This is a genomic window from Rhodoferax lacus (assembly GCF_003415675.1).
GTDB lineage: Bacteria > Pseudomonadota > Gammaproteobacteria > Burkholderiales > Burkholderiaceae_C > Allorhodoferax > Allorhodoferax lacus.
In genome coordinates this window covers 49,643-72,779 of the sequence record NZ_QFZK01000006.1, presented here as the reverse complement: position 1 = coordinate 72,779, position 23,137 = coordinate 49,643, and the positions used below count along the sequence as shown (strand labels likewise).

General features: G+C 61.2%; 22 protein-coding genes. 7 read left to right on the top strand and 15 right to left on the bottom strand.

Features of this window, described 5'->3' with window-relative positions:
• The first annotated feature begins 123 nt into the window (after nt 1–123).
• The 4 genes from DIC66_RS11640 to DIC66_RS11625 are packed head-to-tail and all read left to right on the top strand — an operon-like array spanning nt 124 to nt 3,717.
• The gene (locus DIC66_RS11640; RefSeq protein WP_117177336.1) at nt 124–1,074 is read left to right on the top strand and encodes a chromate resistance protein ChrB domain-containing protein; all 951 of its coding nucleotides are present in this window, start codon (nt 124–126) and stop codon (nt 1,072–1,074) included.
• On the top strand, nt 1,061–2,254 hold the full coding sequence (locus tag DIC66_RS11635; RefSeq protein ID WP_117177334.1) for a chromate transporter: 1,194 nt from the start codon (nt 1,061–1,063) through the stop codon (nt 2,252–2,254). Before DIC66_RS11640 ends, DIC66_RS11635 begins: the two co-directional genes overlap by 14 nt.
• Before the next feature lie 16 nt (nt 2,255–2,270).
• Nucleotides 2,271–2,621, top strand: a complete 351-nt coding sequence (locus DIC66_RS11630; protein ID WP_117177332.1) for a rhodanese-like domain-containing protein — start codon at nt 2,271–2,273, stop codon at nt 2,619–2,621.
• A 55-nt stretch (nt 2,622–2,676) separates the two neighbouring features.
• Nucleotides 2,677–3,717 carry a DMT family transporter gene (locus tag DIC66_RS11625; RefSeq protein WP_117177330.1) on the top strand — a complete coding sequence of 347 codons (1,041 nt, stop codon included), beginning with the start codon at nt 2,677–2,679 and terminating at the stop codon, nt 3,715–3,717.
• A 132-nt stretch (nt 3,718–3,849) separates the two neighbouring features.
• On the opposite strand, the gene DIC66_RS11620 is transcribed toward DIC66_RS11625, so the two are convergent.
• The 6 genes from DIC66_RS11620 to DIC66_RS11595 all read right to left on the bottom strand — a co-directional run bounded on the left by DIC66_RS11620 (nt 3,850) and on the right by DIC66_RS11595 (nt 8,571).
• Nucleotides 3,850–4,233 (bottom strand): cupin domain-containing protein, encoded by a 384-nt coding sequence (locus DIC66_RS11620; RefSeq protein ID WP_117177328.1) that lies wholly within the window; start codon nt 4,231–4,233, stop codon nt 3,850–3,852.
• A gap of 418 nt (nt 4,234–4,651) precedes the next feature.
• Complete coding sequence (locus DIC66_RS11615; protein ID WP_233505886.1) at nt 4,652–5,842, bottom strand: serine hydrolase domain-containing protein; 1,191 nt, start codon at nt 5,840–5,842, stop codon at nt 4,652–4,654.
• A gap of 38 nt (nt 5,843–5,880) precedes the next feature.
• Nucleotides 5,881–6,363, bottom strand: a complete 483-nt coding sequence (locus tag DIC66_RS11610; protein WP_117177584.1) for a cupin domain-containing protein — start codon at nt 6,361–6,363, stop codon at nt 5,881–5,883.
• Nucleotides 6,364–6,404: 41 nt separating this feature from the next.
• The gene (locus tag DIC66_RS11605; protein WP_117177326.1) at nt 6,405–7,028 is read right to left on the bottom strand and encodes a glutathione S-transferase family protein; all 624 of its coding nucleotides are present in this window, start codon (nt 7,026–7,028) and stop codon (nt 6,405–6,407) included.
• A gap of 34 nt (nt 7,029–7,062) precedes the next feature.
• Entirely contained in the window at nt 7,063–7,890 is an 828-nt protein-coding gene (locus tag DIC66_RS11600; protein ID WP_117177324.1) for a PhzF family phenazine biosynthesis protein, read from the bottom strand.
• A 51-nt stretch (nt 7,891–7,941) separates the two neighbouring features.
• A complete protein-coding gene (locus DIC66_RS11595) occupies nt 7,942–8,571 on the bottom strand; it encodes a LysE family translocator (protein WP_117177322.1) in 630 nt (209 codons plus the stop codon).
• A 200-nt stretch (nt 8,572–8,771) separates the two neighbouring features.
• Between DIC66_RS11595 and DIC66_RS11590 the strand changes: the two genes are divergently transcribed.
• Entirely contained in the window at nt 8,772–9,380 is a 609-nt protein-coding gene (locus DIC66_RS11590) for a DJ-1/PfpI family protein (protein WP_117177320.1), read from the top strand.
• A gap of 27 nt (nt 9,381–9,407) precedes the next feature.
• Here DIC66_RS11590 and gor read toward each other — a convergent pair whose 3' ends face one another.
• From gor to DIC66_RS11545, 9 genes are all read right to left on the bottom strand, one after another.
• Complete coding sequence (gene gor, locus DIC66_RS11585) at nt 9,408–10,790, bottom strand: glutathione-disulfide reductase (RefSeq protein ID WP_117177318.1); 1,383 nt, start codon at nt 10,788–10,790, stop codon at nt 9,408–9,410.
• 13 nt (nt 10,791–10,803) lie between these two features.
• Nucleotides 10,804–11,223 (bottom strand): DUF2917 domain-containing protein, encoded by a 420-nt coding sequence (locus DIC66_RS11580; protein ID WP_158558898.1) that lies wholly within the window; start codon nt 11,221–11,223, stop codon nt 10,804–10,806.
• Between the two features lie 280 nt (nt 11,224–11,503).
• Nucleotides 11,504–12,208, bottom strand: a complete 705-nt coding sequence (locus DIC66_RS11575; protein WP_117177314.1) for a glutathione S-transferase N-terminal domain-containing protein — start codon at nt 12,206–12,208, stop codon at nt 11,504–11,506.
• 48 nt (nt 12,209–12,256) lie between these two features.
• Entirely contained in the window at nt 12,257–13,105 is an 849-nt protein-coding gene (locus tag DIC66_RS11570; protein ID WP_117177312.1) for a siderophore-interacting protein, read from the bottom strand.
• Nucleotides 13,102–14,529: an efflux transporter outer membrane subunit gene (locus DIC66_RS11565; RefSeq protein ID WP_275405226.1), complete on the bottom strand. Its 1,428-nt coding sequence runs from the start codon at nt 14,527–14,529 to the stop codon at nt 13,102–13,104. The genes DIC66_RS11570 and DIC66_RS11565 overlap by 4 nt, the downstream gene beginning before the upstream one ends.
• An 11-nt stretch (nt 14,530–14,540) precedes the next feature.
• The gene (locus DIC66_RS11560) at nt 14,541–17,693 is read right to left on the bottom strand and encodes an efflux RND transporter permease subunit (RefSeq protein ID WP_117177309.1); all 3,153 of its coding nucleotides are present in this window, start codon (nt 17,691–17,693) and stop codon (nt 14,541–14,543) included.
• A gap of 15 nt (nt 17,694–17,708) precedes the next feature.
• A complete protein-coding gene (locus DIC66_RS11555) occupies nt 17,709–18,836 on the bottom strand; it encodes an efflux RND transporter periplasmic adaptor subunit (protein ID WP_117177307.1) in 1,128 nt (375 codons plus the stop codon).
• Nucleotides 18,833–20,290 (bottom strand): MFS transporter, encoded by a 1,458-nt coding sequence (locus DIC66_RS11550; RefSeq protein ID WP_420820491.1) that lies wholly within the window; start codon nt 20,288–20,290, stop codon nt 18,833–18,835. The genes DIC66_RS11555 and DIC66_RS11550 overlap by 4 nt, the downstream gene beginning before the upstream one ends.
• Before the next feature lie 21 nt (nt 20,291–20,311).
• Entirely contained in the window at nt 20,312–20,959 is a 648-nt protein-coding gene (locus DIC66_RS11545; protein ID WP_199534721.1) for a class I SAM-dependent methyltransferase, read from the bottom strand.
• A gap of 125 nt (nt 20,960–21,084) precedes the next feature.
• Between DIC66_RS11545 and DIC66_RS11540 the strand changes: the two genes are divergently transcribed.
• The gene (locus DIC66_RS11540; protein ID WP_117177303.1) at nt 21,085–22,017 is read left to right on the top strand and encodes a LysR family transcriptional regulator; all 933 of its coding nucleotides are present in this window, start codon (nt 21,085–21,087) and stop codon (nt 22,015–22,017) included.
• 135 nt (nt 22,018–22,152) lie between these two features.
• Nucleotides 22,153–23,061, top strand: a complete 909-nt coding sequence (locus DIC66_RS11535; protein WP_117177301.1) for a LysR family transcriptional regulator — start codon at nt 22,153–22,155, stop codon at nt 23,059–23,061.
• The last annotated feature ends 76 nt before the right edge of the window (nt 23,062–23,137 follow it).

The following is a 23,137-nucleotide window of genomic DNA, read 5'->3' as shown; positions in this document are numbered from 1 at the left end:
GATTGGGTGGTGTGCCCGTCATCAGAAGCGGCGTACCACTCGCCCACACACTTGGGCCAGACACACCCGGAGAGTTGTCAAAATAATTTGCAACACTTAATACGTCAATGTAATAATTGTTGCATGAAATATTGGCTCACCCTCATCATCAGTCTGCCCACTGAAAACGCCAACACCCGCATGCGCACCTGGCGCGCCCTCAAGGCATCGGGTGCTGCCGTGCTGCGCGATGGCGTCTACCTGATGCCTGAGCAGGCTGCGTGTCGCGCGGTCTTTGACGGCGTGGCCGCCGAAGTGTCGGAGTCTGGTGGAACGTCCTGCGTGATGCGGGTCGAAGAACCTGCAGGTGCCGACTTCAAGTCCCTGTTTGACCGCAGCGAAGAGTTCGCGGCGCTGCTGGAAGACATACGCGCCACCAGTGCCGAACTCAACGAGGACAACGCGTCCGAGCGGGTCAAGAAGGCACGCAAGCTGCGCAAGGCCTTGGCCGCTGTCGTAGAGATTGACTTCTTCGGGTCCGAAGCCCAGAAGCAAACCGAAGCAGCTTTGCAGGCGCTAGAGCTGGCCCTGGCACGCATTCTTTCTCCGGACGAGCCGCACGCGGTTGCGGCCGACATTGCGCGCCTGGACATCAAGGCCTTCAAGGGCAAGACCTGGGCCACGCGCCAGCGCCCTTGGGTGGACCGCCTGGCCTGCGCCTGGTTGATCCGGACCTTCATCGACCGCAAGGCCAAATTCATGTGGCTGGAGAATTCCAGGAAGTGTCCCAGGGACGCGGTGGGCTTTGACTTTGATGGAGCCACTTTCAGCCACATTGGTGCCAAGGTGACCTTCGAGGTGATGCTGACGAGCTTTGGGCTGGACACCCCAGCACTGCAGCGCATCGGCCATCTGGTGCATTTTCTGGATGCCGGTGGCCTGCAGCCGCCTGAAGCCTCGGGCATTGAGAACGTGCTGGCCGGCATGCGCGATTCCATTGCGAGCGATGACCGCCTGCTGCAGGCCGCCTGTGCCGTGTTCGACGGTTTGTTTCAGAACTTCTCCAAGCAGGGAACAAGCCATGACAAGCCCTGAAGCCAACCCCGCCCCAGCGCGCGATGCCATCCGCTACACCCTGTGGCAGCTGGTGCTGTACTTCCTGCGTCTTGGAAGCCTGGGCTTCGGTGGCCCCGTGGCGCTGGTGGGCTATATGCACCGCGATCTGGTGGAGCAACGTACGTGGATCACAGAGGCCGACTACAAAGAGGGCTTGGCACTGGCCCAGTTGGCACCGGGCCCCATGGCCGCGCAAACCGCCATCTACCTCGGTTACGTGCACTACCGCATCTTGGGCGCCACCCTGACAGGCATCGCCTTTGTGTTGCCCTCGTTCTTCATGGTCGTGGCCCTGGGTTGGGCCTACAGCCAGTTTGGCGGGCTGCCCTGGATGCAGGCGGTGTTCTACGGCGTGGGCGCCGCCGTCATCGGCATCATCGCCATCAGCGCGCACAAGCTGAGCACTAAAAGCATTGGCAAAGACAAACTGCTGTGGGCGATTTTTCTGATTCTGGCGACTGTCACCATCGTCACCGAATCGGAAATCGCCTGGCTGTTTCTGGCGGCCGGTGTGGTGACCTGGTTGTGGCGCGCACCGCCCAAGCGCTGGGGCGGCGGGGGACTGGCCGCCGCATTGCCCGTTGACATGGCGCACACCGGCACCTGGATGGCCACACTGGACTGGCCCTTGCTGACCCAGATAGGCGTCTTCTTTGCCAAGGCCGGGGCGTTTGTGTTTGGCTCCGGTTTGGCCATCATTCCCTTTCTGTACGGCGGTGTGGTCACCGAGCACCATTGGCTGACAGAAAAGCAGTTTGTAGACGCGGTGGCCGTGGCCATGATCACGCCGGGGCCGGTGGTCATTACCGTGGGTTTTATTGGCTATCTGGTCGCGGGCTTTCCCGGTGCCTGCATGGCGGCACTGGCCACGTTTTTGCCATGCTATCTGTTCACCATCCTGCCTGCGCCTTACTTCAAAAAGTACGGCAAGCTCCCGGCCATCGTGGCTTTTGTGGACGGTGTGACCGCTGCGGCCGTGGGGGCCATCACGGGCTCGGTGGTGGTGATTGCCAAGCGCAGCATTGTCGATGTGCCCACCGCCGTGCTGGCGCTGCTGACCATTGGCGTCCTGTGGAAGTACAAAAAGCTGCAGGAACCCGTCGTCGTCGCATCGGCTGCACTCATCGGAATTCTGTTGTATCCACTCACTCACCCTTGATTTTCAGGAGCATTCCATGCCATCTATTTCCGTACCAGAGCTGGCCCATCAACTGGCGCAAGGTGTGCCACTGCGGTTGCTGGATGTGCGGCGCGCACAGGCCTTTGCGGCTTCAGGGGTGCAGATCACCGGCGCCCAGTGGCGAGACCCGGCACTCTGGCTGGACTGGAAAGACACCATTGCGCGAGACCTGCCCATCGTTGTGTACTGCGCCCACGGCCATGAGATCAGCCAGGGCCTGAGTGCGACTCTGCAGGCCATGGGCGCTGAGGTGCGTCACCTGGAGGGTGGCATCGCTGCCTGGCAGGCACAGGGGCAGGCCGTTGTGCCCGTACCCAAGCCAGAGGGTGCAGCAGAAATTCGATGAGCCGCGAGCGGCCAGGGACTGACCGCGCCTTACGGCCGTGGCGGACAATCGCCGCATGAATAAAAGTGTCCTGTATGCGTTGGGCTCTGCAGCCCTGTTTGGCGCGAGCACTCCCTTGGCCAAGCTGCTCACCGGTGATATGCCGCCGGTGTTGCTGGCGGGCCTGCTCTATCTGGGTAGTGGCCTGGGGTTGACGCTGGCGCGCGTGCTGCGCGATGGCGGCTTCAAGCCTCCGGGCTTGGCGCGCGGTGAATGGCCCTGGCTGCTGGGCGCAATCTTGTTTGGCGGGGTGTTGGGGCCTGTGGCACTGATGTATGGCCTGGTCTCCACCAGTGGCTCCAGCGCCTCGCTGTTGCTGAATCTGGAGGCCGTGCTGACCGCCGCCATCGCCTGGCTGGTGTTCAAGGAGAACGCCGACCGGCGCATCGTGCTGGGCATGCTGGCCATCGTGGCCGGCGGTGTCGCCCTGGCTTGGCAGACCGGCCCGGGCGCACAGTCCAGTGCCATGGGGCCGGTGCTGGTGGGCCTGGCCTGTCTGTGCTGGGCCGTAGACAACAACCTCACGCGCAAGGTATCAGCCTCGGACGCCCTGTTCATTGCCGGCATCAAGGGTGTGATCGCCGGCAGCGTGAACACGGTGCTGGCCATTGGCATGGGAGCCTTGCTGCCCCAGCTGCCTGTGCTGTCCTTGACGCTGTGCCTTGGCCTGCTGGGTTATGGCATCAGTCTGGTGCTGTTCGTCCTGGCGCTGCGCGGGCTGGGCACGGCCCGCACCGGCGCCTACTTCTCCACTGCACCGTTTATTGGCGCGGCCGTGGCCTTGCTGGTTTTTGCGGAGCACACCTCACCTGCTTTCTGGCTGGCTGCCGCACTGATGGGCCTGGGCGTGTGGCTGCACCTGACCGAAAGCCATGCCCATGAACACCTGCACGAGGTGCTGGAACACACCCACGCGCACAGCCATGACGCACACCACCAGCATGCGCATGCACAAGCATGGGATGGCAGTGGCCACCACAGCCATGCGCACACCCACCCCTCCATGCGGCACAGCCACCCGCATTACCCGGACATTCACCACCGGCACGTTCATTGAGCCTTGTGGGCAAGCCTGGGTGCGCTGCGTCTGGAGAGTTCCGCGTCAAGCCGGGGCTTCGCACCGCGTGGGTCAGCGCTTTAGTCCCTCCAGCAAAAGGCCGCAGCCTTCGCAACCGTGCGCCAGACGAACTTAGAAGTGGTACTTTACTTTGCCGAAATCACTGATTGCAAACACGTACAGAATCATGAGATCCGCTTCGTCAACGTTGTTGATCTGGTGCCGGGCATTGCCAGGAATGAACAGCATTCTCCCCGGTTCGACCTCATGCACGACATCCTCAATGGTGACTGTTCCGCGCCCTGACAGGGTGAAATACGTTTCAGGCTGCGCGTGGTAATGCGGCTCGAGCGACTCACCTTGTCTGATGCGAACGACTCCCATCGTCATGTCGTTCTGGCAACCTGAACCACTTCCAAGCAGCTCTTTCCACTCTGCTTTACCTCGTAAAGCCACCTGATCGAGTGGCCAGCGATCCCATTCCAGCTCATCAAGGTGTTTGGAAGCGGTTTGCATTGCCAGTCTGCTTTCATTTGTTTGGTAAAGCCATTTTAGGTGGCAGCAAGATGTAGCAGGCGCAGTGGCACGCGGCTGGCCTGGAAACGGACTATTGCGCACAGGCAACAGTCTTCAAGAACAGGTGACATCGTTTACTCCTGGCTGGGAGTTTTGGATAATGCAGGCGCAAAACCCGCAGACTACAGACCGGCCATGGCCTTTTGCTGAACGGCCCAGCCTTTCCCCTGCCCGCTTGGGTTAAGCAGCACTTGGTAGCAAATCCCCCGCCAGTCCCCGTGTGGCCGTCTCATCCAGTGTTTCTATCCCCAGCGGCTCGAAAGCCATGTAGCCCAGGGCTTCGTCCATGCCTTAGCGCATCACCATGTCGCGCGGAATTTGTGGGCACCTTATGCCCGGGGTCCGCGCCACTGAAGCGTCAGCGGCAGCCAGGGCATTCCACACTGGCAACGACGTTGGCAAACAAGCGCATTACGTGCGCGTCAATGCTTCTGGCGTTGTAAGACCCTGCTGTAATCACCATCGTAAGGTTCAAATCGGGCACCACGAACAGTCGCTGCCCTCCGTTACCAAAACCGGCGATCCAGGCCAGGCGCTGTCCGCGCCACAGCGTATGACCGGTCCACCATTGGTAGCCGTAACCGATCTCTTCGTCAGGTAGGATCGGGTTGATAAAGCCGGTTGATAGGGAGGTGCGGGTGGACTCATCAATCCATTCGGCGGGCACGAGCTGTCGGCCTTGCCACTGGCCTCGGTTGAGAACCAGCTGCCCCAGTTTGAGCAGGTCGCGAGGACGCAGACGCAGGCCCGTGAAGGCGAGTGCGCGGCCATGCAAGTCAGGCACCCACTCCCAATCTGTAATGCCCATAGGGTCAAACAGATGTTGGCGCCCCAGCTCCTGAATCGGGAGGCCTTCTGCACGCGCCAGCGCTTCAGCGATCAAGCTTGTGCCACCGCTGTTGTAGTTGAAGAGGCGCCCCGGAGCGGCAACACTGCTGCGGCTGAGTACATAGCGGTCTGGTTGGGAACTCCAGAAGAGTCTGGTCTCGTTGTCAGGTGGTGATCCCTCAGACCAGTCCAGGCCAGAGCTCATAGCCAACAGGTGGCGCCACTGAATCGCCACCGCGTCTGTCGTGCGCAGGTCAGCCAGTTCTGGAAAGAGGTCAATGACCGGTGTGTTGGGCGCGTGTGTCGGGCTTTTGGCCGATACGATGCCAAACAACAAGCTGACGACTGATTTGCTGATCGATCGGACGTCGTGCAGCGTGCCTGCATCGAAGGCCTTGAACTGTCCCCACAAGCCATAAAGGTGGTTGATGGGGTGATCCTGTCCGGCGCGGTACATCTCCGCTACCAACTTGCCATTGCGTGCGATCAACACACCGTGGATATTGGCTTCACTACCTTGCACGGACGCGAGGACGGTGCACAGGGCAACCGCGTCAAATCCTGCACTGTCTGCACTCTGTGGCTCCCAGTAGTCGGAAATCGCAGTTGGCGTCGGGCACGGTATTGGCAAGGTCGACTGCGAGCAGGCATCCACTGCAAATACCAGACCCATCAACGCCGCACCTAACTGCAGCAACATGGGTTTGAACAGTCTATCCATACGCACCCTGCTCGTTGATCCGGGCACACAACCATGCGTCAGTAAGGTGTTCCATCTTTTTTCGTGAAAGTCCAGCGACCATCCATGCCCAGGGACGCGGCCAGATCGTCATCCGGGTAGCTCACTGAATCACCCATGGACCTGTCACCTACCTCAAGGTACAACACATCCTCAGCCGTGCGATTTATGAGCATGTGTGCATCCCCACTGCACGCCCTGAAGCCAGCGCACATACCAAGCTCCAATTCGGTCTCTCCGGCATTGGTTACCAGCGTAGGGCGTCCCTGCAGCACGAAGATAAATTCGTCCTGCCGCGTGTGGGCGTGACGCAGGGCAGACGCAGTCTTTGGCGGAAGGCGGGTCAGGTTTACACCGAAATTTCCCAGCCCGAAAATATCTCCAAGCGCGCGCTTCTCCCTGCCTGCAACGCGGGAAGCAAAGGCGTCCGGGTAGTTCGACGGTTTGTGACGTACTTCCGCTTGCATGGCAATGACGGCAATTGGTTCAACTCTCTCACTCATGGTTCTCTCCAAGGGGTGGGCTTTGCGTAAATCTCGGGCAATCAAGGCAGCCCGTTGCGTACGTGCAGCAGGAAGGCGGGGCGTTCACTCAGCCGATGGTAGTAATCTTGTACCGCAGGCAGTACGGCATGTTCTATTGGTGTCATCCACCACCGATTCGTACCGAGGCCCAACACCACATCGGCCACGGTGAAGGAGGGGCCGGCCGCGTATGCCATAGTCTTTTCGAGAACGCCATTCAGAATTTGCATGTGCCGATTCCAGCTGGTAACACTCTGCGCCAGCAGTATCGGATCAGGGTCGATTGGAGTCTTGCGAACCAGCGCCATGAAGGCATAGCGCCAAGCGACATTGAGTTCCGTAGCACCCCAGTCCATCCATTGCTCCACACGGGCGCGCGCCATCGGGTCTGTGGGCAGCAGATCCGTTCTGCCGCACTTGTTGGCAAGGTACCTGCAAATGGTGTTGGACTCGCTGAGCACAAAGTCGCCATCTATCAAAACGGGTACCAAGGCATTGGGGTTCAGGCGCAGAAACTCGGGTGACTGGGTGGACAGAGGGACTTGACCCCAGGGTTCTTGCTCGTAAGGCAAACCAAGTTCGGCGCAAAGCCACAGCACCTTGCGCACATTGATGGAGGCGCTATGCCCCAGTATTTTCAGCATGGCTCGCTCCGCAAAAAGACCTTGGCGCTCACAGTCACATCATTCTCGCGGTGCCGCAAACGCGGATGGAACTGCCAATTTCCGATCCAAATTCAGCACGCAGCAAACATCGCACACCCATGTCGTGGCCTTGAACGACCTCTATAGAGTCCTTGTGTGGCCATTGGATATCCCGCAGGTATCCGGCAAGCGCCGCCGTTGCTGCCCCAGTGGCCGGATCTTCATAGACCCCACCATAGGCAAATGCATTGCGCGTGTGGAACAACTGTGGTGTTTCGGCATAGCCCAAGAGAACCGTAACCCAGCCCTCACGCAGCATCAACGCCCGCCCCGTTTCAAAATCGTAGTTCATCGAAGAGAGGGCTTCCCGGCTATTGAGCATCAACACCAGATGGTCTGCCCCGGCGTGGATGACCGCTGGCGGTATGTCGGGATGGATGTCCTCGGGTCGGAAGCCAAAAAGAGCGAGCGCCTTGGATACCAAAATGGGCGCGACCGTTCTGCTGCGTGTGGGAGGAGACTGAAGTGCAACGGCCATCACATTGCCCTGGCGCCTTCCCTCGACGGAAATATCGCCCTGATTGAGTACCAGCGGGAACACACCGCTACCAAATCCAAGTGTCAGCGCCGCACCCAGTGCGATGGTTGCATGTCCGCAGAACGCAACTTCAGTTGTAGGTGAAAAGTAGCGCACACGCCATCCAGCCCCCTGTCGGGTTGCAAATACCGTCTCCGAATACCCGACCTCCGACGCAATGCGCATCATCTCAGCGCTAGAGGGCAGTTCGTCGGCAATGACCACCCCTGCAGGATTGCCACCGACTTCATCGTCAGAGAAGGCCGCGATTCTAAGAACATTCATTTCACGCTCCCTTTCATGCATAGTGGGCTTTGGAAAGTCCTTTCAACGGGATCAGCGGGGACGTGATGAAAGCGCCAGTCGCAGCGCGAGCAGAAACAGGACCACCGCCAAACCACGTGATTGCCAATGCGCTACGCCCTGTAGACGTGACACACGTCGCTGGATTGCGCCCCCAAGAGACCCAAGAACCAGGTGAAATGACACTGCAATTATTGTCAGTACGACCCCGAGGCACACCACCTGGTTCATGACGGACGTCGCATTGGCTTCCACAAATTGCGGCAAGAACACCATGAAAAACAACAAGGCCTTGGGGTTGAGAAGACTATTCAGCATCGCACGCAGAAACACCGACCAGAGCGATGTTTGAATAGCTGATGGCGTCACAACAGAAACGGACCTCTTCAGAGCCATCCAGGCCATCCACATAAGGTAGAGGACGCCCGTGAATCGGATCAGGTCGAAGGCATACGACCACTGCATCACTATTGCCGTAATGCCTGCTGCCGTTAAGGCGGTCAGCACGAGATCTGCGGCACCAATGCCCAATGCAGCGGCTGCCCCACCGCGCCATCCATAGCTGGCACCATGGGCCAGGACGAAGGCCATGTTGGGGCCTGGTGACATGAGCAACAGCAGCACAGCACCGACAAACACTGTCAGAGTGGAATATGGAATCATGCACAGATTTCCGGCTCGCCACCATCGCTCTGTTGGCCACCCTGGCGCAATCCCGTACGTTGCTTGTTGATTGAATGCGAAATGATGTTCATTCGGCCATCGTAATGGTGTGCGGGAGAGGGCGGAAGGCGCGTCATTCGCACTGTGTTCCTGCGTCTGACGCCGCAACAGCAAAATGGTTTGGGGGTTAGAGTGCTGCCATGCACATCACCATACTTACCTTTGACGGCTTCAATGAACTCGACTCGCTGGTCGCCTTCGGCATTTTGAATCGCATCAAGAAGCCGGATTGGCGGGTGAGCGTCTGCAGTCCATCGCCAACAGTCACCTCCATGAATGGCCTGACCTTGCACGCCCAGTCGACCTTGGCCGAGGCTTGTGCGGCAGACGCGGTACTTTTTGGCAGCGGAATGAAGACCCGTGACATTGCCAACGACCCACACGTCATGGGGCAGTTGCGGCTTGACCCTGCCAGGCAACTTATCGGCGCGCAATGTTCCGGCACCCTGATGCTGGCCAAGCTCGGCTTGTTGGAGAAGATCCCCGCCTGCACGGATTTGCTGACCAAGCCGTGGGTGGTGGAGGCGGGCGTGGAGGTGTTGAATCAACCCTTCTATGCCGCTGGCAATGTGGCCACCGCAGGTGGCTGTCTGGCTTCGCAGTATTTGGCGGCCTGGGTTATTGCCCGGTTGGAAGGCCTGGAGGCCGCCCAATCCGCATTGCACTACATGGCCCCCGTGGGCGAGAAGGAGCTGTACGTTGCACGCGCGGTGGCCAACATCAGCCCGTATCTGCCGGTGCAGTCCTGACTCTGAGGGCTGCACCGGGGAAGTCTGTCATGCAGAGGGCGTGGCTGTTTTGGTCACCTTGTCGCGCATGGTCACAAACTCTTCCGCCGCCGTAGGGTGTAGCGCCACGGTCGCATCGAAGTCGGCCTTGGTGGCGCCCATGCGGATAGCAATCGCCAGGCCCTGGATGATCTCCGGCGCATCGCTGCCCACCATGTGGGCGCCCAGCACGCGCTGGCTAGCGCTGTCCACAATAAGCTTCATGAGGGTGCGCTCGTCCCGTCCCGACAGGGTGTGGCGCATATTCTTGAACGTGCTGGTGTAGACATCAATCGCACCGCATTGCGCGAGCGCCTGCGCTTCGGTCAGTCCTACTGTGCCCACGGGCGGCTGGCTGAAGACCGCAGAAGGCACGGTGGTGAGGTCTGCGGCAAGCGGCGTGGGGCCGAACAGCGTGTGTGCGAGTGCCGCGCCCTCCCGGATGGCCACCGGGGTGAGTGCAATGCGGTTGGTGACATCGCCCACGGCGTGAATGCTGTCCACGTTGGTTTTTCCGAAGGCATCTACTTTTACACCGCCAGAACCATCCAGGGCCACGCCAACCGCCTCCAGGCCCAGGCCTTGCGTGTTGGGGACACGTCCCGTGGCATACAGGACTGCATCCACCACCAGGCACCGTGCGGCGGCATCGGCAAAGCCCACGCTGAGCGAACCATCGGGCAGTTTTTCAATGCGGGCCACATCCTGGTGCAGCCGCAGGGTGATGCCCTTCTTGACCATCTCGGCCTGCAGGTGCGCGCGCACGTCATCATCAAATCCCCGCAGCACCTGCTCACCCCGGTAGCACAGGGTGACTTGCGCGCCCAGCCCGTTGAGGATGCCCGCAAATTCCACCGCGATGTAGCCTCCACCCACGATCAGCACGCGGCGCGGCAGGTCAGGAAGATCAAAGACTTCGTTGGAGGTGATGGCGTGCTCTATTCCAGGGACCTCGGGTATGAAAGGGGTGCCACCGGTGGCGATCAGGATGTGCTCGGCGGTCATGCGCTGGCCGTTGATCTCCACCGTGTGCGGGTCCACCAGGCGTGCGTTGCCGTACAAGGTGCTGACGTTCGAGCCAAGCAGGTTGTTCTCGTACAGCCCACTCAGGCGGGAGATTTCCTTGTCCTTGGCTGCAATCAAGCGGGGCCATGAAAATGCAGCGGGTGGCACGCTCCAGCCGAAGCCATGGGCGTCGGCAAAGTCTTCTGCATAGTGCGCCGCGTAGACCAGCAGTTTTTTGGGCACGCACCCACGAATGACGCAGGTTCCGCCATAGCGGTAGCTCTCTGCGATGGCCACACGTGCGCCCAGGCTGGAGGCAATGCGCGCAGCACGCACCCCACCGGAGCCGCCACCGATGACAAAGAGTTGGTAGTCATAAGCGTTCATTTTTTGCCTCCGATTAGTGCTGATTGGGAATGCGTTGAATGCGTAGCGCCACTGCCAACTGCTTCGCACTGCGAACGACCCGAGACGCAGACTGCAGCACCGCATCTTGCCACCGGTCATTGCCCTGATGCGCTTTGGCATCTTCCCAAATCAGATCGGAGCTTTTGCCGCTACCAACGGGCCATGATTCGATGAGTACCCGTTGTCTGGCATGCAAGGTCAAACCTCTTCCAGGACCCATGAATATGTCCCCTGGTTCAATGTCGGGGCACCAGCGGGGAGGCGGAAACTCCGTTGCCGGATTCAAGGTGACCCAGGCGCGCCCGGATGTCACCCGCAAAACGCCCGCTGCTTCCGGACAGATGAATTGCACATCGCCCCTGACCATGGACCAGGGAACGGAAGGCGCAGGCTTGTACGTATTTGGGTGCATGGTGGGCTCCTGATGTTGGCTATGGCCTGGTATGGGCCACATAATTTGGATTGCTTGCGCGCTGCGCAATGTCTATGTCTGAATCGTATTTCCCTGGCGCCCATTGCGGAAGGCGCTCTGGCTGCACTTCATGGATGCAGTTGACGCCTCATCAAAAGCATGGGGTTGCCATTGCAGCGGATACAGCTATGGACATGGTGCCTGCCGGCGCGCGTTCTACGCGCAGCACCAAACCCAGTTGTTGGATGGGCTGCTCTGAGGCTATTTTCTTGGCCACTGGTTAGCTGCGTTTTGGAATATCCAGGCCCCGTGCAACCGCCGGCCTGGCAACGAAGTGGCCCAGGCTGCGCAGCACCCAGGGAAAGTCCTGCATGCCCACCAACTCACCCGCGTTGTAAGAACCGACCAGGTTGCGCACCCAGGGGAAGATGGCGATGTCAGCGATGGTGTACGTGTCACCCATGATCCAGCTGCGTGTTGCCAGGCGCGCGTTCAGTACGCCGAGCAAGCGCTGAGACTCCGCCACATAGCGGTCACGCGGGCGTTTGTCTTCATAGTCCTTGCCGGCAAACTTGTGGAAGAAACCCAGCTGCCCAAACATCGGGCCAATGCCTCCCATCTGAAACATCAGCCACTGGATCGTCTCGTAGCGCTGGGCAGGGTCAGCGGGCAGCAACTGCCCGGTCTTCTCGGCCAGATAGAGCAGGATGGCGCCCGACTCAAACAGGGCCAGCGGGCGACCCCCTGGCCCGTTGGGGTCCAGCAGGGCGGGGATTTTGTTGTTGGGGTTGAGCGAGAGGAACTCCGCGCTGAACTGGTCCTTGCTCGCAAAGTCCACCAGATGCGCCTCATACGGCAGCCCGGTTTCTTCCAGCATGATGGACACCTTGACGCCATTGGGCGTGGGCAAGGAGTAGAGCTGAATCTGGTCAGGCCTGGTGGCGGGCCATTTGTGGGTGATGGGAAAGGCCGTCAGGTTATTCATGGTGTCCTTGGGGTGTGAGGGAGAGGAAGCTATTGCGGGTGCAAGCATCTAGGTTCGGAAATGGGCGGTTCCGCGCTTCCAATAGATTTTTGAATGAATCCGGGCTTCTTCCATAGGCCATCTTTCGCTCAGCAGTTTGCGTGCCGCCACCACGGTGCGCGACTCGCCGGCCATCCAGACCTGGCAAGGGCCCAAGGAAATGGGCAGGCTATTCAAGATGCTTTGCAGTTCATCCGATTCACCTGATGCTTCATCTGGAGAGCACACCCAATTCATGTGCACTTGAGGTCCTGCGACCAGCGCCTCACGGTCACCCGGGTGCTCCACCGCAATCACTACGTCAACAGGCAGGTCGGAAGACACATGGGTCAGGATCGCCTGGATAGCAGACAGGGAAGTGGCGTCGCCAATTAACAGTAGCCGCTGCGTATGGGAGGGCAAGCTGAAACCGCCGTCGCGCGGACCGGCGAAGGTGACTGCATCACCCACTTGTGCAGCTTGCGCCCACAACGAAACGGCACCCGTGTTGTGAATGACAAAGTCCACATCAAACGTCCCCGCTTCGAGATCGAGTGCTCGCAGGGTGTAGGCGCGGCCTACACTGCCGCCTGCTGCCGTTGGCACAAACAACTTGATCCAGTTTCCGGGTAGCTGTGCCGCGCCAATCCGGACAAAGGCAGCAACATCCACGCCACTGAAGGTGATGCGTATGCGCTTTGCACTGAGCTGCACATGCGCAGAGACCGTCGCTGACAGCTTTGTCCAGACATCATGCAGTTTGCGTAGGGCTATTGCCGATTCGGCACCGAACCCTTTGACAGGGATCACTGCAGATACGTGCTGGATCCTGTTGCCGCCAGTTGGCAATGGACCCACTGATCGCGTGGACGCAGTCATTGTTTAGTGACCTCCGCAACGTCCAGACCACCCGCCATGGCAACGTAACAGCGTGCGGTGGCGATGGCCAGATCCCGCCGGGCGAGCGCAACTTGCTCATTGGCAGCCAGGGCCGTGCGATCCGCCTCCAAAACGCCCAGCAGACTCTCGGCACCCTCCTGGTAACGGATGCGCGTCAGACGGGCGCTCTCCTGCGTCAGGCTGTGGGCCGTGTTCAGGTCCTCGTTGCGCCTGCGCGCCTGGGTCCAGTTGGAGAGTGCGGAATCGGTTTCTTCCAGGGCGACTGCAACCACCTTGTCGAAGTTGGCACTGGCCACCTGCATGTCCGCCCCCGCCGCGCGCAATTGTGCCCGCCGTGCACCCCCATCCAACAAGGGAAAGGAAAGGCCGGCACCCAGCCGCCAGCGCCCCGCCTCGCTGCCCAGCCAGTCGCCAGCGATGCCGGCCCCACCCAGCATGGACAGCAGGCTGACCCGGGGAAAGAGGTCGGCCTGTGCAATGCCCTCGCGCGCCGCGGCCACGGCCATGGCCCGCTCGGCGGCCCGGACATCGGGGCGGCGCAGCAACAGGCGTGCCGGCTCGTCCGCCAGCATGGCCTTTGGCAGTTGGAGCGGCACCGGGCTATCCAAAAGGGCCAGCATGGGCGCGTCCAGCCGTTGACCGGTGAGGGTTGCCAGGCGATTTCGTGCCGCGCGTTCCTGTGCATGCAAACCCGGCAACCGCGAACCCACCAACCGGATCTGCCCCTCGTAGCGCATGCGCTCTACCGCTGCAACGCTGCCTGCACGTTCGCGTGCGCGAATCAGCGTCAGTGTCTCTTCCTGCATAGCCAGTTGCTGCTGAAGGTTCGCAGCCACCATCTGCGCACCACGCAGTTCCAGATAGGTCTCCACCACCTGGGCCAATATCGCGCGCCGTACGTCGTCACTGAGTGCTGCGCGCTCATCTGCAGAGAATTGGGCGGCTTCGATGCTGTGGCTGACCCGCCCGAAGAGGTCCAGCTCCCATGCCATCGAAGCCTGCCATTGCACCGGGTCCGCAATGCTGGCTACACCGCTGCGGCTTTCAACCGCAGCGAGTCGCACATGGCTGGCCTCCGCGCCCAGGGTGACGCCCGGCAAGCGTGCGCCCTGCGCTGCCTGCAGTTGCTCGCGTGAAGAAGCAAGCCGGGCCACACTGGCCCGCAGGTCGTAGTTGTTTTTCCAGGCCAGGTGCACCAGGGCATCCAGCTGCGCATCGCCCAGTTGGGTCCACCACAGCGCCAGGGGCGTGTCGGACTCCAGCACCCCTACCGCACGGGCGGAGGGCAAGGTCGTCAGTTGATCGGCCTGCAAAGACGGCGAGTGGTAAGGAGCGGTGCTGGAACACGCCCCAAGTAGGCTCGCGGTCAACAGTACGGACCAGCGCAAAGCAAGGGTAGGCATTGCAAGTGCTTTCATGCTTGTACTCCAGCAGTCTGCGGCAAGGTTGAGGCCACCGCGTTGCTGCTCTTTCGCGTGAGCAGGGTGAAGAACAGAGGGGTAAAGAGGAGACCGAAGAGGGTGACGCCAATCATTCCGGAGAAGACGGCAGTGCCCACGGACTGGCGCATTTCAGCCCCGGGCCCGGTGGAAAAGACCAGCGGCAGGGAGCCCATCAGGAAGGCCAGAGACGTCATCAGTATGGGCCGCAGTCGGGAGCGTGCAGCGGCAAGGGCAGCCTCACGCGGCGTTGCGCCCTCGGCATGCGCCTGGCGGGCAAATTCGACAATCAGGATGGCATTTTTTGCGGCAAGTCCGATGAGCACCACAATGCCAATCTGGGTCAGCACATTGTTGTCCAGCCCTCTCCAGGTGACACCTGCCAGCGCGGCCAGGATGCACATGGGAACAATCAACACCACGGACAGTGGCAGCCACCAGCTCTCGAACAGCGCGGCCAGTAGCAAATAGACAAACAGCACGGCAAGCGTCAGTGCAACCCAGGTGCTGCTGCCGGCTTGCTTCTCCTGCAGCGCAAGCTCGGTCCATTCGTAGTCGAAGCCAGCGGGCATCTGCGCATCCAGCATGGTCTCCAGGGCAGCAATGGTCTCGCCCGTTGAAAATCCCGGCTTGCTGCTGCCCTGCACCTCTGCCGTGGGGTAGAGGTTGTAGCGCGGCACCCGGTAAGGCGCAGTGGTTGGCTGAAAGCTTGCCAGAGTACCCAAGGGAACCATGGCGCCGTTGCTGGAGCGGACCTGCAGGCCTGCCAGGTCGTCCTGGTTGCGGCGGAAGGGTGCATCGGCCTGGGCGGTGACACGCCATACCCGGCCCATCAGGTTCATGTCGTTAACGAACACGGATCCCATATAGCTTTGCAAAGCCTCACTCACCCGGTCCGGGCTCACGCCCAGCATGGCGGACTTGCTGCGGTCCACGTCCACCTTGATCTGTGGCGTCATGGCATTGAAGGGGGTAAAGGCTCCTGCCACCGATGGCAGCTTGGATGCTTTGTCCGCGATGTCACGGGCCACCGCCTGCAGTGCTTGCGGACCCTGGCCGCGGATATCACGGATTTGCAGCTTGAATCCGCCACCGGTTCCGATACCGCGTACTGCCGGTGGCGGTATCACCATCACCCGTGCATTGCTGATAGGGGCCAGGGTTTTGCGCATGGCGGCCAGCATCGCCGGGCCATCGAGTTGGTCCCGGGCACGCTCTTTGAAGTCTTTGAAGATCGTAAAAATCACGGCGGCATTGGGCGACGACGTGAAGGTGGCACCGTCGGTCCCGGCAAAGGCTGCCGTGTGTGCCACGCCCGCTTGCTTGAGCAGGCGCTGTGCGGCTTCATGCGCCACTTCGGTGGTGCGCTCCAGCGTGGAGCCCGGTGGCAGCTGGATCGATACGATGGCATAGCCCCGGTCGAGCTGCGGCACAAAGCCCGTGGGCGTAACGGCCAGGCGCCAGCCCGTCAGTCCGACCAGCGCGAGGTACAGGGGCACCATGAGCCAGCGGCGTGACAAGGTAAAGCCCGTCAACTGGACATAGCGGCCCGACAGACGGCCAAACGTGCGGTTGAAGGCCTCTGTCCATTTGCCACCCAGACCCTGTTGGTGCTTTGCCTGTTTGGGCTTGAGCAGCATGGCTGCCAATGCTGGCGACAGTGTCAGGGACACCAGTGCAGAGATGACGGTAGAGGCTGCAATGGTGACGGCAAACTGCCGGTAGAACATACCCGAGATGCCATCGATAAATGCAGTGGGAACAAACACCGCAACCAGCACCAACGCAATGGCAATGAGCGCGAACCCCACCTCACTCATGCCGCGGCAGGCAGCTTCGGCGGGGCTGAGCCCTTCCTCTATGTGGCGCTCCACGTTTTCGACAACCACAATCGCATCGTCCACCACGATGCCGATCGCCAGCACCAGGCCAAAGAGCGACAGCGTGTTGAGCGAATAGCCCAGGCCGGCCATGACCGCAAAGGTGCCCACCAGCGATACCGGGATAGCCAAAATGGGTATCACCGCAGCACGCCACGAGCCCAGAAAGAGCAGCACGGCAAAGCTCACCATAACCGCGGCTTCGAATATCGTGTCTTTGACTTTGTCGATGGACGCGCGGATGAATTCGGTCGGGTTGTAGTAGGCGTGGAAGGCCAAATCCTCAGGGAACTCGGTCTTCAGCTTTTCCAGTTGGGCGAGTATCTGGTCCGCAGTGGCCAGGGCGTTCGATCCGGGCTTCTGGCTGATGCTGAAGGCGACCGCGTTCTGGTCATCGACAAAGCCGCTTTCTGTGTAGTCCTGCGCGCCCATCTCCACGCGGGCAACATCCCGCAAGCGCACCATGCCGCCGTTGGCAGCAGTGGCCACCACAATGGATTTGAATTCTTCGACGTCGTGCAAGCGACCTTGCGCCTGGACCTGCACCTGGTAGGCACCATCACTGCCCGCAGGAGGTTGGTTCAGCACACCGGCTGCCACCTGCACATTGGCGCGCCGCACAGCCGCAATCACCTCGGGCGCCGTAAGCCCCAAAGTAGCAACGCGGGACGGGTCCAGCCAGATGCGCATGGAAAAGTCCCGGGCGCCCCGGGTGTAGATGTCGCCCACACCTTCGAGGCGGGACAGGGAATCCTTCACCTTGCCGCTGACAAAGTTGGAAATGTATTGCTGGTCGTGCGTTCCCTTGGGCGACACAAACATCACCACCATCAGTTGGTCGGGTGAGGCCTTCTTGATGGAAACCCCCAGACGACGCACCTCTTCGGGCAGGCGGGACTCTGCAATGGAGACGCGGTTCTGCACCAGGGATTGGGCTTCATCGACATTGGTGCCCGGCTTGAAGACAACACTGATAGTGAGCTTGCCATCGCCCACCGACTGGGACGACAGGTACAATATACCATCGACGCCGTTAAGTTCCTGCTCGATCGGGGCGGCCACCGTTTCGGCAATTTCCTGGGCCGAGGCACCTGGATAGCTCGCTTTGACAGTGACCGTGGGGGGAACGATTTCCGGGAATTCCGATATGGGCAGCTTGAATGCTGCCACCGCACCGACAAGGGTCAGCAGAATAGACAGGACAATCGCGAAGATGGGTCTTCTAACAAAGAAGTGTGAAAAGCGCATGGGTTTGTCTCTTCCTTATCCGCCGTTGGCGGGTTTGGCCACTTGCACACTGTCTCCGGGACGTACACGCTGTGCGCCGGACACGATGACGCGGTCTTCTGCAAGCAATCCCGCCAGCACCACGCGCTTGTTGTCAACCAGACTGCCCACCTCCACACGCTTGGCCATCACTTTGCCGCTGGAGTCCACCACCAGCACCATCTTCTTGGTCTGGTCGCTTTGCACGACGGCATCGGGGACCAGCAGCCGCTCTTGCGGCGCACCCACGGGAATACGCACATGCGCGAAATTTCCGGGCACTACGGTCTGATCGGTGTTACCCATGGTGGCGTGCAGGCGCACCGTGCCTGAGCGTGGGCTGATTTCGTTGTCCACAAAATCAAGGGGGGCTGACTGCGTGCCCGCCATGCCATCCACACGCAACTGAACCCGCTCGGGAAACTTCTTCTGTTGCCGCAGGCGCTGAAAATCCGCCTCCGACACTTCTACGACCGCGCGAACCGGGCTTTGCGCCACGATGGTGGTCAGCACACCGCCTTGTGCAGTGCCGCCCGTAATGTAGTTGCCCACATCCAGGCGGTGGTCTGAAACCTTGCCGGACAGTGCAGCGCGAACCGTGGTGAAGGACAACTCAACTTCTGCACTGCGCAGGTCTGCCTCGCTGGCCAGTACCGTGGCCTGGGCGCTCTCGAATTCGCTACGCGCACGGTCGAGTTCTTCGGTGCTGGAGGCACCGGCCTCATGGATGCGGGAAAGACGGGCGAACTGCGCGCTTGCGAGCTTCTGGCGCGCCATGGCCTGGGCCAGTGCGGCCTGGGCGCGGTCGCGGGTGGCAAGGAACGGGCGCGGGTCAATAGTGAAGAGTGGATCACCGGCCTTGACCTGCTGGCCATCGCGAAACTTGATGGCCTCCAGGTAACCAGAGACACGCGAACGCACTTCCACGGAATGGGCGGGCTCAATGCGCCCGGTGTAGTCCATGGCGTCTTGCACCACGGACTTCTCGGGATGCGCCACCGTCACGGTCGGCATGGGTGGTACTGCTGCGGGGCTTGCGGCAGTCTTGCTGCAGCCGGAAACCAGTGCTGCAGAGGCAAGTACCGCCAGAATCAGCACGGGGGAGTAAGGGGGAATATTTTTCATGGGTTCTCTTTGGAGGGCTGGAGAGGTTGGGTGCGCGCACGGCTGGCAAACGAGACAGCGAGGGCGACAAGAATCAAGGCGGTGGCAACTGCGAAGGTCAACCGCATGCCGGTGGCCACGGCGTCTGCATGGGCGGTCGTTACATCACTGACAGCGGAACCGAAAGCGAACACTGCCCCCATGGCGGATGCACCGGTGATGAGTCCCAGATTGCGCGACAGGCTCAGCAGGCCAGAGATGACACCGCGCTGGTCGGCGCGGATATCGGTCATGACGGCCGTGTTGTTGGCGGCCTGGAACAGCGCATAGCCCGCAGTGATGACGGACAGCGGAACCACATAGCCCGGAATGCCCAGGCTGATGGGCAACAGGGGCAGCACAATGGCACCCAGCGCCATGGCGAGCAGGCCGACGGTTCCCATGCGGTAGGCACCAAAGCGGTCCACCAGGCGGCCGGCTGGCGCGCCGGTAAAGGCCGCCACGATGGGGCCGCAAGACATCACCAGCCCGACACGGGCGGCATCCAGGCCAAGTGCACCCGAGAGATAAAACGGGCCCACCACCAGCGTGGCCATCACCACCGTGGTGACCAGCGCACTCATCACAAAGCCGGCACTCAGCACGCGGCTTTGGAACATGGCCAAACGGATCAAAGGCGATGCGGCCCGTGTCTCTGCAAAGAGAAACAGTCCGCCACCCAGCAGCGCTGCGAGCAACAGCGCGATGTTGAGCTGACCGAAGTGGCCCCGTCCCAGCGTCATCGCCAACGCATAGGCCGCCAGTGTCAGCGCGAGCAGCAGAGTGCCCAGGCTGTCAAAACGCGGCTTGTCACCTTGGGCAGACTGACGGTCTTGTGGGAGATGGCGGTAGGCAAGAACAAAGGTCCCCAGCCCCAGCGGCACATTGACCAGAAAGATAGCTTGCCAATGGAAGGCCGCTATCAGCAATCCACCCAGCGTGGGCCCAAGGGCCGTGCCAATGGCCGACATGGTGCCCAGCAGGCCCATGGCGCTGCCGGTCTTGTCCTTGGGTACGGCCTCGCCCACCATCGCCATGGTGAGTGCCATCATGATGGCCGCGCCCAGCCCTTGCAGCGCACGGGCTGCAATCAGCAGGCCAAGCGAGGGGGCCGCGCCACACAGAACGGAGGCCACGGTGAACAGCGCGATGCCGGCAAGCAGCAAACGCCTGCGGCCAAAGGTGTCACCGAGTTTGCCGACGCTGACGATGAGTGTGGTGATGGCCAGCAGATAAGCCAGGACCACCCACTGCACGTCCTGGAAACTGACCTTGAAGGCCAAGGCCAGGGTGGGCAGGGCCACATTGGCGATGCTGGTGCCCAGCGAAGACAACAACATGGACATGGACAGGCTGATCAGGGCCCATCGAAAGGAAGGCGCTATCTGCGAATGGCCGGGTGCAGCGCCTTCGCTGCTATTGCGATGTATTTTCAAAATATTTCTCCTTGGGGTTTCTTACAGGCGCTTGGCGCGCACCAGGCAATCCAGCGCAACCCGGATGCCGTCGGGTGTTTCTACGGGCCGCTCGACGCGGCTGGCCTTTTCAATCACGAGCTCATCACCCAGAGCGGCGACCACCTGCTCGGCCGTGTACAGCATCTCGGCGCGCTGCGGACCGCCATAGCCGTGCGCCAGGTTGTCGGAATCGTGACCGACCAGCAGGAAGGTGCCGCCCGGTGCTACGGCGCGCGCGGCGCGCACCAGAATCGGCAACAGCTCGACCTGGGGAATTTGCAGGTAGATCAGGGCGACCAGGTCAAAGCGGTGAGCCTCCAACGCGTAGGTGCGCAGGTCGGCTTCGCGGAAGTCGATGGCCTCGTGCACATTGCGCACCAGGGCCAGGCGCCGCGCCTTCGCAAGGGCCACGTCCGAGAAGTCAACAGCACGCACAAGCCAGCCCTGCTCCGCCAGCCAAACGGCGTTGCGCCCTTCGCCTGTGGCCATGTCCAGGGCGCTGCCGGGCGCGAGATCGGCGGTCTCTTCCATCAGGAAGCGGTTGGCCTTGGCCGTCCAGATGAGTTCCTCTGCTGCGTAGCGCTGGTTCCAGTCCTCGCGCTCCATGGTGCGGCTTGCTGCTGTGTGTGCTTGCGATGCGGATTGCATGGTTCTGCTCCTGAGATGTGTATGACACGATCGTAGGCATCCGCATGGCAAGGCGGAAGGCGCTCTGTTTGCACTTAGGTACTGCGCCCGACGCCGCATCAGCGCAACAGTGCTATGGTGCAAACATGTCGCTCCCTGATCTGAATTTGCTCATTACCCTGGATGTGCTGCTGGCAGAGGGCAATGTGTCGCGCGCGGCCAAGAGGCTGCATTTGAGCCCCTCGGCGATGAGCCGCTCACTGACGCGCTTGCGTGAGGCCACGGGTGACCCCTTGCTGGTGCGCGCCGGGCGCGGGCTGGTGGCCACGCCCCGCGCCCTTAAACTGCGTGACCAGGTCAGCCGCCTCGTGCAGGAGGCCACAGCGGTCTTGCGTCCTGAGGAGCAGCTCAACTTCCAGGAATTGGTCCGCACGTTTACCCTGCGTTCCAGCGAAGGGTTTGTGGAGAATTTCGGGCCCGAGCTGATCGCGCGCGTGGCCGAGAAGGCGCCAGGTGTGCGGCTGTTCTTTGTGCAAAAGCCGAACAAGGACAGCGCGCCCCTGCGCGAAGGGCTGGTTGATCTGGAGACCGGGATTATTGAAAAAACCACCGCGCCCGAGCTGCGTGTGCAGGCCCTGTTCAGAGACCGCATGGTCGGTGTCGTGAGAGCCGGGCACCCGCTCAGCCAGGGCGCCATCACGCCCACGCGCTACGCGCAGGGGCAGCATATTTCCGTCTCGCGGGAGGGGCTGGACAAAGGCCCTATTGATGACGCCCTGGGCGAATTGGGGATGGTGAGAAATATCGCCACGGTGGTCGCTGGCTTTTCGACCGCGCTGAGCCTGGCCAGGGCATCCGACATGATCGCCAGCGTTCCGGGGCGACACACCCGCAATTTGCGCGCTGGCATGTTCAGCTTCCCGCTGCCGGTGGCTGCGCAGGAGCTTACGATTTCCATGCTCTGGCACCCCCGCATGGAAGGGGATGCCGCCCACCGTTGGATACGGGGCTGCCTGCATGGCATCTGTGCGGCGCATCACGGCGATTCGGCAAGCCCGGAGGACCTTGTCAAAGAGTAAGGCCGTGACGTAGGCCAACAGCCTGCTTTCCTGCTGCCGGACGCTCGGCATGCGAAGGCGCAATGCGCTTGGCCTGCACTGTGTATGTGCGTCTGACGCTGCGCCACGAGGCAAAGATGTTGCTATCGTTCCCGCATGTCAAAACCTGATCTGAACCTGCTCCTGACCCTGGATGTGCTGCTGGCGGAAGGCAACGTGGCGCGCGCCGCCGAACGCCTGCATCTGAGCCCATCGGCCATGAGCCGGTCTCTGGCCCGCCTGCGCGATACCACGGGCGACCCCCTGCTGGTCCGGGCCGGGCGAGGTCTGGTTCCCACGCCCCGCGCCATCAGGCTGCGTGAGCAGGTGGGTCAGCTTGTGCAGGACGCACAGGCTGTCTTGCGGCCTGCAGAGAAGCTCGACCTGGGGCAACTCGCGCGCACGTTCACATTGCGGGTCAGCGATGGATTTGCGGAAAATTTTGGACCCGCGCTGATTGCCCGGGTGAGGCAAGAGGCACCCCTGGTCAGGCTGCGCTTTGTTCAGAAGCTCGACAAGGACAGCGGGCTCCTGCGCGACGGAATGGTGGATCTGGAAACCGGTGTTGTGGGTGAGCAGACGGGCCCGGAGGTCCGAGCGCGGATATTGTTCAGGGACCGTTTCGTGGGCGTGGTACGAAAGGAGCATGCACTGAGCCAAGGCGAGATCACAGCCTCGCGCTATGCGTCTGGCCAGCATGTGCTGGTGTCCCGGCGCAGCATGGACAGAGGCCCACTGGATGAAGCATTGAAGCCGCTGGGGCTGGAGCGTGAGATCGTCACCTTTGCGGGGGGATTTTCAGGCGCACTGGCCTTTGCGCGCTCGACCGACCTGATTGCAACCGTACCGGAAAGGCACACGGGCAATTTGCGCAGCGGCATGTTCAGTTTCAAGCTGCCAGTTGCTTCGCCAGAACTTGCCGTGTCGATGTTGTGGCATCCACGCATGGATGCGGACATGGCGCACCGTTGGCTTCGCGGATGTCTATTGGAAATATGCACGGCACAGGCCAATGGTTGCGAATGAAGGGCAAGGCAAATGCTTGCGCATCTAGGCCTTGCCCTCAGTGGCTTTCCAACGGTCTTCGCTGGAAAGCCCAACG